This is a genomic window from Acidovorax sp. GW821-FHT10A04, assembly GCF_059415825.1.
In genome coordinates this window covers 80,154-97,169 of the sequence record NZ_JBWKNZ010000014.1, presented here as the reverse complement: position 1 = coordinate 97,169, position 17,016 = coordinate 80,154, and the positions used below count along the sequence as shown (strand labels likewise).

12 protein-coding genes are annotated in these 17,016 nt (G+C 66.3%); 8 read left to right on the top strand and 4 right to left on the bottom strand.

What is annotated here, in order from left to right; translation table 11 throughout:
- Positions 1 to 2: 2 nt before the first annotated feature.
- From AC07PF_RS25370 to AC07PF_RS25345, 6 genes are all read left to right on the top strand, one after another.
- The gene (locus tag AC07PF_RS25370) at positions 3 to 350 is read left to right on the top strand and encodes a DMT family transporter (protein WP_007855194.1); all 348 of its coding nucleotides are present in this window, start codon (positions 3 to 5) and stop codon (positions 348 to 350) included.
- Positions 347 to 2,902, top strand: coding sequence for a DUF7657 domain-containing protein (locus tag AC07PF_RS25365; RefSeq protein WP_007855187.1), 2,556 nt, complete (start codon positions 347 to 349; stop codon positions 2,900 to 2,902). The genes AC07PF_RS25370 and AC07PF_RS25365 overlap by 4 nt, the downstream gene beginning before the upstream one ends.
- A gap of 100 nt (positions 2,903 to 3,002) precedes the next feature.
- Positions 3,003 to 3,491, top strand: coding sequence for a GNAT family N-acetyltransferase (locus tag AC07PF_RS25360; RefSeq protein ID WP_145696744.1), 489 nt, complete (start codon positions 3,003 to 3,005; stop codon positions 3,489 to 3,491).
- Positions 3,492 to 3,502: 11 nt separating this feature from the next.
- Positions 3,503 to 5,569: an ABC-F family ATP-binding cassette domain-containing protein gene (locus AC07PF_RS25355; RefSeq protein ID WP_494613698.1), complete on the top strand. Its 2,067-nt coding sequence runs from the start codon at positions 3,503 to 3,505 to the stop codon at positions 5,567 to 5,569.
- 716 nt (positions 5,570 to 6,285) lie between these two features.
- Positions 6,286 to 6,945, top strand: a complete 660-nt coding sequence (locus AC07PF_RS25350) for a hypothetical protein (protein WP_494613697.1) — start codon at positions 6,286 to 6,288, stop codon at positions 6,943 to 6,945.
- Between the two features lie 215 nt (positions 6,946 to 7,160).
- Positions 7,161 to 8,318 (top strand): ABC transporter substrate-binding protein, encoded by a 1,158-nt coding sequence (locus AC07PF_RS25345; protein WP_494613696.1) that lies wholly within the window; start codon positions 7,161 to 7,163, stop codon positions 8,316 to 8,318.
- Between the two features lie 128 nt (positions 8,319 to 8,446).
- On the opposite strand, the gene phbB is transcribed toward AC07PF_RS25345, so the two are convergent.
- The 3 genes from phbB to clpS all read right to left on the bottom strand — a co-directional run bounded on the left by phbB (position 8,447) and on the right by clpS (position 12,147).
- Positions 8,447 to 9,184 (bottom strand): acetoacetyl-CoA reductase, encoded by a 738-nt coding sequence (phbB, locus tag AC07PF_RS25340; RefSeq protein ID WP_007855172.1) that lies wholly within the window; start codon positions 9,182 to 9,184, stop codon positions 8,447 to 8,449.
- Positions 9,185 to 9,456: 272 nt separating this feature from the next.
- Positions 9,457 to 11,805 carry an ATP-dependent Clp protease ATP-binding subunit ClpA gene (gene clpA / locus AC07PF_RS25335; protein WP_007855170.1) on the bottom strand — a complete coding sequence of 783 codons (2,349 nt, stop codon included), beginning with the start codon at positions 11,803 to 11,805 and terminating at the stop codon, positions 9,457 to 9,459.
- 57 nt (positions 11,806 to 11,862) lie between these two features.
- Positions 11,863 to 12,147, bottom strand: coding sequence for an ATP-dependent Clp protease adapter ClpS (gene clpS, locus AC07PF_RS25330; RefSeq protein ID WP_008904804.1), 285 nt, complete (start codon positions 12,145 to 12,147; stop codon positions 11,863 to 11,865).
- Between clpS and AC07PF_RS25325 the strand changes: the two genes are divergently transcribed.
- Positions 12,092 to 12,304 (top strand): hypothetical protein, encoded by a 213-nt coding sequence (locus AC07PF_RS25325; protein WP_494613759.1) that lies wholly within the window; start codon positions 12,092 to 12,094, stop codon positions 12,302 to 12,304. The genes clpS and AC07PF_RS25325 overlap by 56 nt on opposite strands.
- Before the next feature lie 145 nt (positions 12,305 to 12,449).
- On the opposite strand, the gene dnaE is transcribed toward AC07PF_RS25325, so the two are convergent.
- Positions 12,450 to 16,004: a DNA polymerase III subunit alpha gene (gene dnaE / locus AC07PF_RS25320; protein WP_035203683.1), complete on the bottom strand. Its 3,555-nt coding sequence runs from the start codon at positions 16,002 to 16,004 to the stop codon at positions 12,450 to 12,452.
- 200 nt (positions 16,005 to 16,204) lie between these two features.
- Here dnaE and AC07PF_RS25315 point away from each other — a divergent pair, with 200 nt between their 5' ends.
- Positions 16,205 to 17,002, top strand: a complete 798-nt coding sequence (locus tag AC07PF_RS25315; protein WP_145696749.1) for an outer membrane protein assembly factor BamD — start codon at positions 16,205 to 16,207, stop codon at positions 17,000 to 17,002.
- The last annotated feature ends 14 nt before the right edge of the window (positions 17,003 to 17,016 follow it).

Here is a 17,016-nt window from a genome sequence, read left to right as displayed (position 1 = left end):
CCATGTACGTCTATCTTCTGACCATCCTTTGCGTGATGGGCATTGCCATCGGCCAGATCCTGTTCAAGGTCAGCGCCAATTCCATGAACAAGACCGGCAGCTTCTTCGCCATCGAGACCCTGGCCGTGTTCTTTGCCACCATGGTGCTGTACGGAATCACCTCCATCGGCTGGGTGCTGATCCTTCGCAAGGCCGAGCTGGGCAAGGTCTATCCCTTCATGGCGCTGGCCTTCATCGTCGTGCCGCTGGCCAGCCGCTTCTTCTTTGGCGAACGTTTCGCGCCGGGGTATTTCGTCGGCACGGCCCTGATCATGTCGGGCATCGTGGTGACGGTGGCGGCATCCCGATGAGCGCGGCCCTTCGCCAGCGGCCCAAGTCCGGCGCCGCAGGGGCCGGGGGATGGCTGGCGAGCGCCTGGGGCATGCTCCTGGCTGTCACCCTGGCACTGTTGCTGCCGCTGGGGGCATGGGCACAGCAACCCCTGCCGCCCGGCACCTACGGCTTCATCGACACGGTGGAATACGACGCCACCAAGAGCATGGTGCGCATCACCGGCTGGTGCTATGACTCGCAGAACCAGCGCCTGCCCAAGGACTTCCTGGTGCGCGTCGGTGATGCCGAAAAGCGCATCGCCGTGCCCGAGCGCAAGACCCGCCCGTCCGTCGGGGTCCATTTCCAGGACGGCGACCGCATCGCTCTCGAATTCACGCTCGAGCTGCGCTACCCGCGCTACCTTGCGGGCGGCGAGCAGCCGGTCTCGGTGATCGCCCGCTTCGAGGATGGTGGGCGCTTCGACGTCCAGGCCTCCTCTCCCGCCGCTGGCAAGGTCCAGGGCCCCGATACCCCCGGGCGGCACTGGGTGATCGCCGCCGCCGTGGCCGGCGCCATTGCGCTGCTGCTGCTCCCCGGCTCCGGGGGCCTGCAGGCGCGCCTGGGCACCTGGGTCGGTGGCCACCGCCGGGCGGTGGCTGGCGGCATCGCGGGCATCTTCCTGGTGCTGGTGGGCATCGGGGCCACGGGTTCGTCGCTGGAGTTGCTGCTGGGCCGCACGGACCAGGGCCCGCACCCATTCCTGTCGCCGGACAGTGCCATGACCCATGTGGCGGGCCAGCCGCGCGGCGTGCGTTCCGACGACTGGATGGTGGTCACCGCCAGCGCCCTCGCCCAGGCCAACCACGAGCCGCCGTTTCCCGTCATCAACCGCCATCTGGGCCTGGATGGCCAGAACATGATGGTCATCGGCATGACGGGCGTGCCCGTATGGCATGTCTCGGCCCTCGCACGCCCGGCGACCTGGGGCTTCTTCGCCCTGCCGCTGGACAAGGCCCTGGCCTGGTACTGGTACTTCCCGTTCTTCGCCTGCCTGCTGGCGCTGTGGTGGCTGCTCGAGGTGCTGGCACCCGGGCGCCCGGGCCGCAACCTGGCGCTGTCGGCCGTGTTCTGCGTGGCGCCCTACGCGGCCGGCTGGTCCCACTGGCCGCTGTACGTGGTGTTCTTCCCCTCGGGGGCACTGGCCGCCACCCTGCTCATGCTGCGCCACAGGGCGGGCCCCCGCCTGTGGGGGCTGGCCCTGGCGCTGGGCTGGTTCCTGGCCGGATTCGCGCTGGTGCTCTACCCGCCCTGGCAGATCACCGTGGCCACGCTGTACGCGCTGGTGCTCGCGGCCTGGCTGGCCGACAACCGCCGCCAGATCGCCTGGGGACGCCTCACGCCGCTGGCCTTTGCACTGGCCGTGGCGGTCATGGCGGCCCTGCTCTACTTCTGGTGGCACGATGCCCGCGAGGCCATCTCGGCCATGCGCAACACGGTCTATCCGGGCCAGCGTGCTGCGCTGCGCGGCGGCGACCTGTCCATCCTGGTGCTGCTGCGCGGCTTCGGCAATGCCGATACGCTGTCCAACCTGCAAAACAGCGTCTTCAACGAGAGCGAGTTCGGCTCGTACCTGCTGCTGCTGCTGGCCATCTGGTTCCTGTGCCTGCAGCAGGCGCGCAGCCGGGGCCCCCACCGCTGGGTGGTGGCGGCCTGCGCGCTGTTCACGGTGTTCACGGTGGTGTTCGGCGTCTGGGGCATACCGCTGGCCCTGTCCAAGGCGATGTTCTGGCACTACGTGTCGTCGTCGCGCATCGACCTGGCGTTGGGCCTGGCCTGCCTGCTGGTGTTGGCCTGCCTGCCCGCGCCGGCAGCGGCACCACGGCGCACCGCGCCCGTGGTGCTGGGCCTGCTCAGCGCCGCGGTGGCCGCGCTGGCCATGGCGGGCATCCCCGAGGACTTCCACCCCGGCCTGAGCGCCACCCTGCTGGCCAGCATGGCGGTGGCCGTCGGGCTCATGGCCTACTGGCTAGTGCAGGGCAAGGTGGCGCATTCCATCGCCCTCACCGCCGTGGTGTACGTGGCCGCCACGGTCGACTTCAACCCCGTGGCCCTGGCACCCTCCCATGTGGCGCTCAACGAGACCGTGCAGCGCTATGTCACGGGCCCGGCCGGGGCCGACGGCAAGGCCACGCCCCGGCGCGTGCTGGCCCTGCTGCCCAGCACCTCCAATGCCATGGCCCTGGCGGCCGCCGGCGTGCCCATGGTGAACGGCGTCTTCTACTACCCCCAGCCCAGCGTCTGGCGTGGCATGCACCTGCCCGCAGGGGAGCAGGACACGGTGAACCGCTACCAGCACCTGACCTTCGTGCAGGAAACCATGCCGGCCCCGGCGGCCTACCGGGTGGTGAACCCCACGCCCGACACCGTGCGGGTGCTGGTGGACCCGCGGCGTTTCGACTTCGCCCAGGCCGGCGCCCAGGTGGTGGTGGGCAACGCCGGCATCTTCGAGCTGGGCGAGAACCCCCGCCTGCGTCTGCTGGGCAAGCACGAGGGCTGGGCCTGGTACGAGGTGGCAGCGGCCGCTCCGTAGAGGCACACCTACAGGGTTTCCCCGGTATCGGCGACAATACCGGGTTGCTAGGGGTGTCGCTGCCCCGGAAAGGCACCACCGCAGACACTGGAAACCGAGCATGCTGCAGATCATCGCAGTCGAGACCGAAGACGGTTGGCGGCATTTCAAGGAACTGCTGCTCGAATATGCGCAGCGCGACCATGCCAACGCCGGCCAGAGCAGCATCTGGGCGGACATGGCGGCCTTGCCGGGCAGGTATGCCCACCCTGCCGGTGGCGCGGTCCTGGCCTATTGGCAGGGCGTGCTCACGGCCTGCGGTGCGTTCGCCCCGACAGAGGTGGCGGGCCTGGCCGAGATCAAGCGGCTGTACGTGCGCGAAGGCGCACGCGGCCAGGGCATTGCCCGTGAGCTGACACGGGCCCTGGTGCAGCAATGCGCTGGTGCGGGTTACGACCGCGCCGGCATCAGCACCTGGAGCCACAACCAAGGCGCGCTGGCGCTGTACCGGCAGATGGGGTTCGGCCCCATTGCCCCTTTCAAGGATCACCCGATCCCCAACCTGGTTTACCTGGGCCTCGCGCTGCACGATGCAGCCGGGGCGCCGTGATTGAGTACTGAATGATCAACCTGAAGAACATCGTGCTGCGGCGCGGCGCCAAGGTGCTGCTGGACAGCGTTTCCGTGACCCTGAACCCGGGCGAGAAGGTCGGACTCGTGGGCCGCAACGGCGCCGGCAAGTCCACGCTGTTCGCGCTGCTCAACGGCAGCCTGCACGAGGATGGTGGCGACTTTTCCATCCCGCGCCAGTGGCGCATGGCACAGGTCGCGCAGAACATGCCCGAGACCGATGAGACGGCCACTGCCTTCGTGCTGGCCGGCGACACGCGCCTGGCCGAGCTGCACACCCAGCTGGCGCAGCTCGACCAGAGCGACGCCGCGCACGACGATGCCGACCACGGCATGGCCATTGCCCAGGTCTACACCGACCTGGCCGACGCCGGCGACCACGACGCTGTGCCACGCGCACAGGCGCTGATCCTGGGCCTGGGGTTCCAGTCGCACGAACTTGAGCGCCCGGTCAACAGCTTCTCGGGCGGCTGGCGCATGCGCCTGCAGCTGGCGCGCGCGCTGATGTGCCCGTCGGACCTGCTGCTGCTCGACGAACCCACCAACCACCTGGACCTGGACGCCCTGGTCTGGCTCGAAGCCTGGCTCAAAAAGTACGCCGGCACCATGATCGTGATCAGCCATGACCGCGAATTCCTGGACGCCGTCACCAACGTCACCCTGCAGATCGACAGCGCCAAGCTCAACCGCTTTGGCGGCAACTACAGCAAGTTCGAGGAACTGCGCGCGCAGCAGATGGAATTGCAGCAGGCTGCGTTCTCCAAGCAGCAGGACAAGATCGCCCACCTGCAGAAGTTCATCGACCGCTTCAAGGCCAAGGCCAGCAAGGCCAAGCAGGCGCAAAGCCGCGTCAAGGCCCTGGAGCGCATGGAAAAGGTTGCGCCACTGCTGGCCGAGGCCGATTTCACCTTCGAGTTCAAGGAGCCGGTCAACCTGCCCAACCCGATGCTGGCGATCAGCGACGCCGCCTTCGGCTACACCACCGACGACGAGGTCAAGACCATCCTCACCGGCGTGAGCAAGTCGGTGCTGGCCGGCCAGCGCATCGGTATCCTGGGCGCCAACGGCCAGGGCAAGTCCACGCTGGTCAAGACCATCGCCCGCGAGATGGCGCCCATTGCGGGCACCGTGACCGAGGGCAAGGGCCTGTCCATCGGCTACTTCGCCCAGCAGGAGCTGGACGTGCTGCGCCCCGGCGAGAACCCGCTGGAGCACATGATCCGCCTGGCGCGCGAAATGGGCGCCAACGCCCGCGAGTCCACGCGCGAGCAGGACCTGCGCAGCTTCCTGGGCAGCTTCAACTTCAGCGGCGACATGGTCAAGCAGGCCGTAGGCACCATGAGCGGTGGCGAAAAAGCCCGCCTGGTGCTGGCCATGATGGTCTGGCAGCGCCCCAACCTGCTGCTGCTGGACGAACCCACGAACCACCTGGACCTGGCCACGCGCGAGGCGCTGTCCATGGCGCTCAACGAGTTCGAGGGCACCGTGATGCTGGTCAGCCACGACCGGGCCCTGCTGCGCGCGGTCTGCGACGAGTTCTGGCTCGTGGGCCGCGGCGTCGTCGGCCCGTTCGACGGCGACCTGGACGACTACCAGCGCTACCTGCTCGAGGAGGCCAAGCGCCTGCGCGAGTTCTCGCGCCAGGCCGAGGCGGCCGCCATGAAGGCGGCAGCGGCAGCGACCGCGGTCACCCCGGCAGCAGTGGCCGCGGCACCAGCGCCGGCACCTGCGGCCGCAGCACCGAGCCCCGCCAAGGCAGCGGCACCGGCCGCCGGTGCCCGCGACCAGCGCAAGCTCGATGCCCAGAGCCGCCAGCAGTTGGCCGAAAAGACCCGTCCTCTGAAAAAAGAGCTCGAACAGATCGACAAGCGGTTGGCCGCCCTGGCGTCCGAGCGGGCAGGTCTGGAGCAGCAGCTCACCGAAGCCCTGCCCCCCGCCGAGATCGCCGAATGCGGCCGCCGGCTCAAGGCCGGCCACGACGAGACGGCGCAGCTCGAAGAACGTTGGCTGGAAATTTCATCGGCGCTCGAAGAAATTTCGACGGTCGCCGGCGCCTAAGTTGTAAAACCCTGTAATACATTGCCCCTGTTTCCAGGACTTACATATTGGCTGGCTTGAATTTGATGCTATATTTTTTGAAGCATTTTGGTCCTGGAAATTTTTTGATTTTGGGTTGCATTTTTTTGCGGAACGCTGTCAACCGGGTGGCAAGCGGGTGCGTTGTTGGTACATCACAGGAGTTTTCCAACATGAACACCACCGCAATCTTGTCCGCCTGGCCCGAAGACGAACGCGACCGCAAGCGCGCCCCAGCCCGCTTCTGAGGGTGTGGCAGCCCCCGGGATTTCCCCCGGCCGCCCCTTCTTTTTACTGTTCAACCCACTCCAGCAGGAAAGCCCCGCCACAGCGGGGTTTTTTTGCGTTCAGCGCAGAGCGCCGCCGCCTTGAGTGCGATGGCCTCTGCGCAGCGGCTTCATAGCCCGCTCGCACCACCCCCATTCGCCCCCTTGGGCGGGTTCCCCTTCCCCCTCTCCCTTCCCCGCTTGCGCCGGCCCATGCCACCGGCAGCGTGATCGCGCCCCCAACGGAGCCGCCGTCACCCGTCACCACAGTGGACACCTTGTCAAGCGCCTGGGTGCCCCGGTGGACAAGGCGGAGAACGCCTGCACGACCTGGGCACACAACAATCCATGCATTGCCCACCCCCGGTGGGACGGCGAATCGCTCGCCGGCAACCGGGATTCAATCCATGGAAAGGAAGACCAGCAATGCGGATGCACCACCACCATCCGGGAAACAACACGGCGCGGACCCTGCACTCCCTGCGCCTCGCATGTGCCGGCCTGGTGCTGGCGGCCGTGGGCGGCCTGGCGCCGTCCGAAGTCGGCGCCCAGACGCGCTACACCTGCCGCGACGACAACGGCAACAACTACACCTCGTGGCGCGCCTGCCCCCAGGGCATGAAGACCACCTCGGTATCGACCGGCCCCACGGCGAGCGAATACCGCAGCAGCGAGCGCACGTCCAGCCGCTCGGTACCTTCCTCGCCCGCCCCGGACCACCAGCAGTACATGAGCGAACGCTGCCGTAGCTTGACCGACACCCTGCGGTCGGCCTACTCCCGGGGAATCAAGGCGGACGTGCAGGAGGGCATGCGCCGCGAATTCGAGCGCGACTGCCGTGAGGAGGAAAGCGAGGCTTCCTCCCGGTACCACCGGGAGCAGCGCGATGCCCGCCGGCAACGGCGCGAGGAGGACCGCCAGCAGCAGGTGGCCCAGCAGGCCTCGGAGGCCGACGAGGCCCGCCGTGGCCAGCAATGCGCCGAATCGCGCCGGATCCTGAACCTCAAGAAGGCGCGCACGGACCTGACGGAGGGCGAGCGCAGCGACCTCAAGCGCTTCGAGGATGCCTACCTGGCGCGTTGCGCGCGCTGAGCAGGCCCGGCGGACCCGCGACCAGGCGATGTGCGCCCATCGCCCTGCACCTGCCGCTTGTCCCTTGCCAGGAAACGCTTTTTGACGTTTGTCACGATTGATCGGTAGAATAAGGGTTTTCCCTATGGTTGCGCTATCCGTGCGACCGAGGACCCCTGGCCACCACGGTATCCCGTGGCAGCGCCCTCCCACTTCTTCGATCCATCGCTCCTTCCATGCAACGTCGCCAGTTCACCCAGTCCCTTCTTGCCACCGTCACCGGCCTCTCGCTCGCCCATCCCTCGGCATGGGCGGGCCCCCAGGACGCGATCGACTCCAAGGCGGTCACCATCGGTTGCTCGCTGGGCCTGACGGGCCCCCTGGCCAGCCTGGGCAAGGAGCTCAAGCAGGGCCTGGACGCCGGCATCGCCCAGGCGAATGCACGCAGCGGTGGCACGCATGGCCGGGAGCTGCGCCTGCTGGCGCTGGACGACGGCTACGAGCCCGCGCGCTCGGAAGACAACGTGCGCAAGCTGATTGCCGACGGCAATGTGGCCGCGCTCCTGTCGTGCATGGGCACGCCCAACAACCAGCGCATCATGCCGCTGGTCGACGAAGCGCAGATCCCCTATGTGGCCCCCCAGAGCGGCGCCTCCTCGCTGCGCAAGGCCGAGTACCGCTCGGTCTTCCACGTGCGTGCCGGCTACTCGGACGAAGCCCAGCGCCTGGCCAAGAAGCTCGTGGCCATGGGCATCACCGACCTGGCCGTGGTCTACCAGGACACGGTGTTCGGCCGTGAATTCCTGGCCGACGTGAACAGCGCCCTCAAGGCCGTCAACCAGCCCGCCCCCAAGGCCTTCAAGCTCGACGCCAAGGGCGAGCAGGTGGCCCAGGTGGTGCAGCAGGCCGTCGGCGCCAAGCCGATGACCGTGCTGCTGGGCACGGCCGGCGACGTGAGCGCCGCGCTGGTCAACGAATTCCGCAAGGTCTCGGCCAGCACGCCGCTGGCCGCTACCAGCGTGGCCTTCAGCGGCGAGAACATCCGCCAGCTGGGCGCCAAGGCCGGCGGCCTGGCCGTCTCGATGGTGATGCCCGATGCCACGCGCACCAGCGTGGCCCTGGTGCGCGACTACCAGCGCGCCATGCGCGCCGTGAACCAGCTGGAATTCTCCTCGCGCAGCTTCGAGGGCTATGTCAACGCGCGTGTGCTGGTCGACGGCCTGGACCGTGCCGGGCGCGACCTCTCGCGCGCCAAGCTGCGCTCGGCACTGGCCGGCATGCGCAACAACGACATGGGTGGCTTCCTGGTCGACTTCGCGGGCGGTACGCCGTTTGTGGGTTCGAAGTTCATCGATCTGGGCATCATGGGATCGAATGGGCGTTTTGTGGGCTGAGGCCTGAACAAAGCGGTTCTGGCTCCGTTGCTGCGCCTGGCCAGAACCGCTGCGCTGAAAGCAAAAACAAAAACCCGCCGAGGCGGGTTTTTGCGTTCCGGGCGACAACGCGGTCGCTGGCGGATGGATCAGCCCATGTGCAGGCCGCCGTTGACCGAGAAGTCGGCGCCGGTGGCGTAGCCGCCTTCTTCCGAGGCCAGCCAGGCGATGATCGAGGCGATCTCGCTGGGTTCGCCCAGGCGCTTGACGGGAACGGTGGCGACGATCTTTTCGAGCACGTCGGGGCGGATGGCCTTGACCATGTCGGTGCCGATGTAGCCCGGGCTCACGGTGTTCACCGTCACGCCCTTGGTAGCCAGCTCCTGTGCCAGGGCCATAGAGAAGCCGTGCATGCCGGCCTTGGCGGCCGAGTAGTTGGTCTGGCCGGCCTGGCCCTTTTCACCGTTCACGCTGCTGATGTTGACGATGCGGCCCCAGCCCTTTTCCACCATGTCGGCCACCACCTGCTTGGTGACGTTGAACATGCTGTTGAGGTTGGTCTCGATCACGGCGTCCCAGTCCTCGCGGGACATCTTGAGGAACATGCGGTCGCGCGTGATGCCGGCATTGTTCACCAGCACGTCGATGCTGCCGTGCTCGGCCTTGGATTTCGTGAAGGCTTCGACCGTGGAGTCCCAGTCGCCCACATTGCCCACGGACGCATGGAACGTGTAGCCCAGCGCCTTTTGCTCGGCCAGCCACTTGGCATGGTCGCGCGTCGGGCCGCAGCCGGCGATGACCTTGAAGCCTTCCTTGTGCAGGCGCTGGCAGATAGCCGTTCCGATGCCCCCCATGCCCCCGGTGACGTACGCGACTTTCTGGCTCATGTAATTTCTCCTTGATTAATGTGATGCGCTCCATGCCACTCTACCCAAGAAACATGGCGCAATCCTGAAGGAAAACACTGATCAGCCTTTCTTTTTGATGCAACAAAGCGTGTGATAGCCTGTGCTGTTGCGGGCGCGCCGATGCCCCGCAAACCGGGCGCGGACTGACTGCACGCCGGGTGCGCTGGTCGCCGCCTTGCCCGCTCGCAGCGCCATGAAAAAAGCCCGCAGCGGGTGCTGCGGGCTTCGGTCAGGCGGGGGCCGGTAGTGGGTCAATCCGCCGTGGCTTCTTCGGGCTCGGTGGGCTCCGATTTGGCCGAGCGCTCCTTCTTGGGAAGGGGCTGGATATCGAGCAGCACTTCCGGCTGCTCCACACCCTTGTCGTCGGCCTTCATTTCGATGTCCACCGTGAGGCGACCACCTTCGGTCAGGCGGCCGAACAGCAGTTCGTCGGCCAGCGCGCGGCGGATGGTGTCCTGGATCAGGCGCTGCATCGGGCGAGCGCCCATCAGCGGATCGAAGCCCTTCTTGGCCAGGTGCTTGCGCAGCGTGTCGGTGAAGGTGACTTCCACCTTCTTCTCGGCCAGTTGGGTTTCGAGCTGCAGCAGGAACTTGTCCACCACGCGCAGGATGATCTGCTCGTCGAGCGCTTTGAAGTTGACGATGGCATCCAGCCGGTTGCGGAACTCGGGCGTGAACAGGCGCTTGATGTCACCCATCTCGTCGCCCGCCTGGCGCGGGTTGGTGAAGCCGATCGTCGCCTTGTTCATGGTCTCGGCGCCGGCGTTCGTCGTCATGATGATCAGGACGTTGCGGAAGTCGGCCTTGCGGCCGTTGTTGTCCGTCAGCGTGCCATGGTCCATGACCTGCAGCAGCACGTTGAAGATGTCCGGATGCGCCTTCTCGATCTCGTCGAGCAGCAGCACCGCGTGCGGCTTCTTGGTGATGGCTTCGGTCAGCAGGCCGCCCTGGTCGAACCCGACATAGCCTGGAGGCGCACCGATCAGGCGGCTCACGGCATGGCGCTCCATGTACTCCGACATGTCGAAGCGCAGGAGCTCGATGCCCATGATGTAGGCCAGCTGCTTGGCGGCCTCGGTCTTGCCCACGCCCGTGGGGCCGCTGAACAGGAACGAGCCGATCGGCTTGTCGCCCTTGCCCAGGCCCGAGCGTGCCATCTTCACCGAGCTGGCGAGCACTTCCAGGGCCTTGTCCTGGCCGAACACCACGCTCTTCAAGTCACGCTCCAGGGTCTGCAGCTTGCCGCGGTCGTCGTTGGAGACGTTGGCCGGCGGAATGCGCGCGATCTTGGCCACGATCTCCTCGATCTCGGCCTTGCCGATGGTCTTCTTGCGCTTGCTCGGCACCATGATGCGCTGGGCAGCACCGGCTTCGTCGATGACGTCGATCGCCTTGTCGGGCAGATGGCGGTCATTGATGTACTTGGCGCTGAGCTCGGCCGCGGCCTGCAGGGCAGCTGCAGCGTACTTCACGCTGTGGTGCTCCTCGAAGCGCGACTTCAGGCCCTTGAGGATGTCGATGGTTTCGGCCACCGTGGGCTCGACCACGTCCACCTTCTGGAAGCGGCGCGAGAGCGCGGCGTCCTTTTCGAAGATGCCACGGTACTCGGTGAAGGTCGTCGCGCCGATGCACTTGAGCTGGCCGCTGGAGAGCGCCGGCTTGAGCAGGTTGGAGGCATCGAGCGTGCCGCCCGAGGCCGCGCCCGCACCGATCAGGGTGTGGATCTCGTCGATGAACAGGATGGCGTTGGGCTTGTCCTTGAGCGACTTGAGCACGCCCTTCAGGCGCTGCTCGAAGTCACCGCGGTACTTGGTGCCGGCCAGCAGCGCGCCCATGTCGAGCGAGTACACCACGGCCTCGGCCAGGATCTCGGGCACGTCGTTCTGCGTGATGCGCCAGGCCAGGCCTTCGGCGATCGCGGTCTTGCCCACGCCCGCCTCGCCCACCAGCAGCGGGTTGTTCTTGCGGCGGCGGCACAGGATCTGGATGGTGCGCTCCACCTCATAGTGGCGCCCGATCAGCGGATCGATCTTGCCATCCTTGGCGGCCTGGTTCAGGTTCTGCGTGAACTGCTCGAGAGGCGAGGCCTTCTCGTTGCGTTCGGCAGACCCACCCTCCTCGCCCTCGGCCTGGTTCTCGGCCTTGGCGGGTTCCGGTGGCTCGCCCTTCTTGATGCCGTGGGCAATGAAGTTGACCACGTCCAGGCGCGTCACGCCCTGCTGGTGCAGGTAGTACACGGCGTGCGAATCCTTCTCGCCGAAGATGGCCACAAGCACGTTGGCGCCGGTGACTTCCTTCTTGCCGTTGCCGGTGGACTGCACGTGCATGATGGCGCGCTGGATCACACGCTGGAAACCCAGCGTGGGCTGCGTGTCCACCTCGTCGGTGCCTGCCACCTGGGGCGTGTTGTCCTTGATGAAGTTCGACAGCGACGAACGCAGATCGTCGATGTTGGCCGAACAGGCGCGCAGCACTTCCGCTGCGCTGGGGTTATCGAGCAGTGCAAGCAGCAGATGCTCCACGGTGATGAATTCGTGGCGCTGCTGGCGGGCCTCAACAAAGGCCATGTGCAAGCTGACTTCCAGTTCTTGGGCAATCATGTGAACTCCTTTGTGCTTGCGTGGAATGGATAACTGTAGATCGGGACGAAAAACCTGTTATTCAACAGGTTCACTGACACATTGCAGCGGGTGCCCCGCCTTGAGGGCCGCATCCAGCACCTGCTCGACCTTGGTGGCGGCCACGTCGCGCGAATACACGCCGCAGACGCCTTTGCCGTCGAGGTGGATCTTGAGCATGATCTGGGTCGCCTGCTCCCGGTCCTTGCTGAAAAACTCCTGCAGCACCACGATCACGAACTCCATGGGGGTGTAGTCGTCATTGAGCATGACCACCTGGTACATCTGGGGGGGCTGGGTCTTTTGCGTGCGTCTTTCCAGCACGACCGAACCGCCGTCATCCCGCGCAGGCCTGGTGACAGGCGGCGCGGCTTTGGGAGAAGGTGGTTTTGTTGCCATGAATTTCATTCTAGCGACCCGCGCCTACCGCTGCCGCAGGAGAAATCTGATGTTCATCCGTTTTTTTTCAAGGCTGGCCTGAGCAATATTCTTGCCAGGCCATAACCGGCCGCGCCAAACGCCCTGTGGGGGCATATGAAACGGCCGGAAAAAGGCAGCGACAAACGCGTCGCCAGATGCCGGCCTGTTGTTTCCGCGCGCATTGCGGCCCCACCTCCCGCCACGGCCTACTCGTAGACCACGGTGGCCGACCCGGCACCGACCTGCGCGCTCCAGGCGGCCAGAGCGGCATCGCTGGGGTAAAAGCGGCTGCTGTCGGACAACTGGATCTCGGCGACGGCCGTGGCGCTGCGGGCCGCCCCCTGGGCGGTTCCCGTGCAGCGCAGCCCCATGCGCACCCGCAGGCCGTGCAGCAGGTCGCCCTCGGGCGCCTCCTCCCGGCGGGGCGGGAACTCGCGCAGCAGTTTCTGCACCTCGGGCGCCTTGTCGCTGACCACCACGTGCAGGTACTTGCCAAAGCGCGCACGCGCACCGGCCAGGTCCCAGACCTGCTGCACCTTCACACGCAGGCCGCCGCTGAAGCGGTCCAGCTGCAGGCGGCCCATCATCACCACGAACTCGTCTTCCTTGAGCTGGTTCTTGTAGGTGTTGATCAGGGCCTCGTCGGCCGAGGCCTCGATCACCGCCGACTTGTCGTCGAGCTTGAACAGCGCCAGCTTGCCGCGCTGTCCGTTGATGACCCGGAAATCGCTGATGATGCCGGCCAGGATCTGCGGCTCGCGGCTGTCCAGCAGCTCGTCGATCTGCGTGCGCACGAAGCGGCGCACTTCGGTGGCCACTTCGTCGAACAGGTGGCCCGAGAGGTAGAAACCCACCGCCGTCTTCTCCAGCGTCAGGCGCTCCTTGATGCCCCACGGCGTCACGTCCACCAGTTCGGGCTCCTGCGTGCTCGATCCATGGGCGTCGTCGCCCATCATGTCGAACAGGCCGCCCTGGTTGATGTTGGACAGGCTGGCGGCGGCAAAATCGAAGGCCCGGTCGATGGACGCCAGCAGCGAGGCGCGGTTGAGGTTGAGCGAATCGAAGGCACCGGCCTTGATCAATGCCTCCACCGTGCGCTTGTTCATGCGCGCGCGGTCCACGCGCAGGCAGAAGTCGAACAGGCTCTTGAAGGGGCCCTTGGTGGAGCCGTTGGGCCCCTCGCCGCGACCTTCGCGCGCAGCCACGATGGCCTCGATGGCCGCCTGCCCCCCGCCCTTGACGGCGCCCAGGCCGTAGCGGATGACCTTGTCCGTCACCGGCTCGAAGCGGTACATGCCGCGGTTCACGTCGGGCAGCTCGAAGTTCATGCCGAAGTTCTTGCGCGCGTCCTCGAACAGCACCTTGAGCTTGTCGGTGTCGTCCATTTCCACCGTCATGTTGGCGCAGAAGAACTCGGCCGTGTAGTGCACCTTGAGCCAGCCCGTGTGGTAGGCCAGCAGCGAGTAGGCGGCAGCGTGCGACTTGTTGAAGCCGTAGCCCGCGAACTTCTCCATCAGGTCGAACACCTCGTCGGCCTTTTCCTCGCTGATGTCCTGCTTGGCGGCGCCGGCGCGGAAGATCAGGCGGTGCTCGGCCATCTCCTCGGCCTTCTTCTTGCCCATGGCCCGGCGCAGCATGTCGGCGCCACCCAGGCTGTAGCCGCCCAGCACCTGGGCGGTCTGCATCACCTGCTCCTGGTAGACCATGATGCCGTAGGTTTCGGCCAGCACCTTCTCGACCAGCGGGTGCGGGTACTCGACCACTTCCTTGCCGTGCTTGCGGTTCACGAAGCTCGGGATCAGGTCCATGGGACCAGGGCGGTACAGCGCGTTGAGCGCGATCAGGTCTTCCAGGCGGCTCGGGCGCGCCTCGCGCAGCATGCCCTGCATGCCGCGGCTTTCAAACTGGAACACGGCTTCGGTCTTGCCGTCCGAGAACAGGGTGTAGGTGGGCCCGTCGTCGAGCGGGATGGCCTCGAAGGTGAAGTTCTCCTGGCCCTTGTGGCGCTTCATGATAAACTCGCGCGCAATCTCCAGGATGGTCAGCGTGGCCAGGCCCAGAAAGTCGAACTTCACCAGGCCGATGGCCTCCACGTCGTCCTTGTCGTACTGGCTCACGGCCGATTCGCTGCCCGGCTGCTGGTACAGCGGGCAGAAGTCGGTGAGCTTGCCCGGCGCGATCAGCACGCCCCCGGCGTGCATGCCGATGTTGCGCGTCATGCCTTCGAGCTTCTGCGCCATCTCGATGACGGTCCGGACGTCTTCTTCCTTGGCCACACGCTCGGCCAGCAGGGGTTCGAGCTCCAGCGCGTAGTTGTTCTTGTCGCCCTCCTTCTTGACGGCGGGCGGGTACTGCAGCGTGTAGGACATGCCGGGCTTGCCCGGCACGAGCTTGGAGATGCCGTCGCAGAACATGTAGCTCATGTCCATCACGCGGCCCACGTCGCGGATGGCGGCCTTGGCGGCCAGCGTTCCGAAGGTGGCGATCTGGCTCACCGCGTTCTTGCCGTACTTGTCCTTCACGTAGTCGATCACCCGGTCGCGGTTGGACTGGCAGAAGTCGATGTCGAAGTCGGGCATGGACACCCGCTCGGGGTTCAGGAAGCGCTCGAACAGCAGGTTGTATTCGAGCGGGTCGAGGTCGGTGATCTTCAGCGCATAGGCCACCAGCGAGCCGGCGCCCGATCCCCGTCCCGGCCCCACCGGGCAGCCGTTGTCCTTGGCCCACTGGATGAAGTCCCCCACGATGAGGAAGTAGCCCGGGAAACCCATCTTGAGGATGGTGCCGATCTCGAACTCCAGCCGCTCCACGTAGCGCGGGCGTTGCAGGTCGCGGTCGGCCTCTTTCTTGAAGAGCATCTTCAGCCGCGCTTCCAGCCCCTCGAAAGACGCAAAGCGGAAGTACTCGTCGATCGGCATGCCATTGGGCGTCGGGAAGTCCGGCAGCTGCGGCTTGCCCAGTACCAGCGTCAGGTTGCAGCGCTGGGCGATCTCCACGGTGTTGGCGATCGCCGAGGGAATGTCGGCGAACAGCGCCTGCATCTGCGCCGAGGACTTGAAATACTGCTCGCGCGTGAAGCGGCGCACGCGGCGCGGGTTGGCCAGGATCTCGCCCTCGGCGATGCACACCCGTGCCTCGTGGGCCTCGTAGCCCTCGGCATCGGCGAACTGCACCGGGTGGGTGGCCACCACCGGCAGGTGCAGGCGTGCAGCCAGCTGCGCGGCGGCCACCACGTGGGCCTCGTCGTCGGGCCGGCCGGCGCGCTGCAGCTCGATGTAGAAGCGGTGCGGGAAGATGCCTGCCAGGCGCAGCGCCAGGTCGGCGGCGCCGGCGTCGTCGCCCTTGAGCAGGGCCTGGCCTACGGGGCCGGCCTGGGCACCGGAGAGCACGATCAGCCCTTCGGACAGCTCCTGCAGCCATTCCCAGGTGCAGACGGCGAGGTTCTTGACGATGTTGCGCGTCCAGGCGCGGGCCAGCAGTTCCGACAGGCTCAGGTAGCCCTGGCGGTTCTGCACCAGCACGATCATGCGCGAGGGCGGGGCCGTGCCCTCCCCCTCCAGGAAGATCTCGGCGCCCAGCAGGGGCTTGACGCCCTTGCCCCGGGCTTCCTTGTAGAACTTGATGGCGCCGAAGAGGTTGTTGAGGTCGGTGATGGCCAGGGCGGGCTGGCCATCGACCGCGGCGGCCTTGGCCACCTCGTCGATGCGGTTGGTGCCGTCGACGACGGAATATTCGGTGTGCAGGCGCAGGTGGACAAACATGGGCTCCATTGTAGAAAGCCCACTGCACCTCGTAACCGAAACCTTTGCGACAGTGCGATTCAAGGGGCAAATGCGGCCGGTACAATGCGCCGTCGGGTCGGGCCGGGCATCCGTGGTGATGCACGTCCCCGGGGGCGCCAGTGCTTACCGCCTGGCCCTGGAACATCCCGTTTCCTTTTTTTGCCTGAAAGCTGCCTGCGATGCTTCGTGCCCCACTGCCGTTTATCTCCGCCCTGCTGGCTGCAGGCGTCCTTGCCGGGTGCTCGACCACCACGGAAGACAAGACCGCCAACTGGAGCCCGAACCGCATCTACTCCGAAGCCAAGGACGAAATGAACTCCGGCGGCTACGACAAGGCCGTGCCGCTGTTCGAAAAGCTCGAAGGCCGTGCCGCCGGCACCCCGCTGGCCCAGCAGGCCCAGCTGGACAAGGCCTATGCCCACTACAAGGCGGGTGAAAAGGCGCAGGCCGTGGCCACGCTCGACCGTTTCATGAAGCTGCACCCTGCCAGCCCCGCCCTCGACTACGCGCTGTACCTCAAGGGCCTGGTCAACTTCAACGACAACCTGGGCCTGTTCTCGTGGCTGTCGCGCCAGGACCTGTCCGAGCGCGACCAGAAGGCCGCCAAGGATTCCTTCGAGTCCTTCAGCGAGCTGACCACGCGCTTCCCCGACTCGCGCTATGCCCAGGACGCGCGCCAGCGCATGACCTACATCGTCAACTCGCTGGCCCAGTATGAAGTGCACGTGGCACGCTATTACTACCAGCGCGGCGCCTACGTGGCCGCCATCAGCCGCGCCCAGGTGGCCGTGGCCGACTACCAGGGCGTGCCCGCCGTCGAAGAAGCGCTCTACATCCTGATGCAGTCCTACGATGCCCTGGGCATGACCCAGCTGCGCGACGACACCCGCCGCGTGATGGACGCCTCGTACCCGCAAAGCCAGTACGTGCGCACGGGCTTCAAGGGCAAGTCGGATCCGTGGTGGAAGTTCTGGTAAGCAGCACCCGACCC

Bases quoted from the DNA above. Each gene is read 5' to 3' on its own strand.
- AC07PF_RS25370 (WP_007855194.1), top strand. From the start codon at position 3: ATGTACGTCTATCTTCTGACCATCCTTTGCGTGATGGGCATTGCCATC.
- AC07PF_RS25365 (WP_007855187.1), top strand. From the start codon at position 347: ATGAGCGCGGCCCTTCGCCAGCGGCCCAAGTCCGGCGCCGCAGGGGCC.
- AC07PF_RS25360 (WP_145696744.1), top strand. From the start codon at position 3,003: ATGCTGCAGATCATCGCAGTCGAGACCGAAGACGGTTGGCGGCATTTC.
- AC07PF_RS25355 (WP_494613698.1), top strand. From the start codon at position 3,503: ATGATCAACCTGAAGAACATCGTGCTGCGGCGCGGCGCCAAGGTGCTG.
- AC07PF_RS25350 (WP_494613697.1), top strand. From the start codon at position 6,286: ATGCACCACCACCATCCGGGAAACAACACGGCGCGGACCCTGCACTCC.
- AC07PF_RS25345 (WP_494613696.1), top strand. From the start codon at position 7,161: ATGCAACGTCGCCAGTTCACCCAGTCCCTTCTTGCCACCGTCACCGGC.
- phbB (WP_007855172.1), bottom strand. From the start codon at position 9,184: ATGAGCCAGAAAGTCGCGTACGTCACCGGGGGCATGGGGGGCATCGGA.
- clpA (WP_007855170.1), bottom strand. From the start codon at position 11,805: ATGATTGCCCAAGAACTGGAAGTCAGCTTGCACATGGCCTTTGTTGAG.
- AC07PF_RS25325 (WP_494613759.1), top strand. From the start codon at position 12,092: ATGACCACCTGGTACATCTGGGGGGGCTGGGTCTTTTGCGTGCGTCTT.
- dnaE (WP_035203683.1), bottom strand. From the start codon at position 16,004: ATGTTTGTCCACCTGCGCCTGCACACCGAATATTCCGTCGTCGACGGC.
- AC07PF_RS25315 (WP_145696749.1), top strand. From the start codon at position 16,205: ATGCTTCGTGCCCCACTGCCGTTTATCTCCGCCCTGCTGGCTGCAGGC.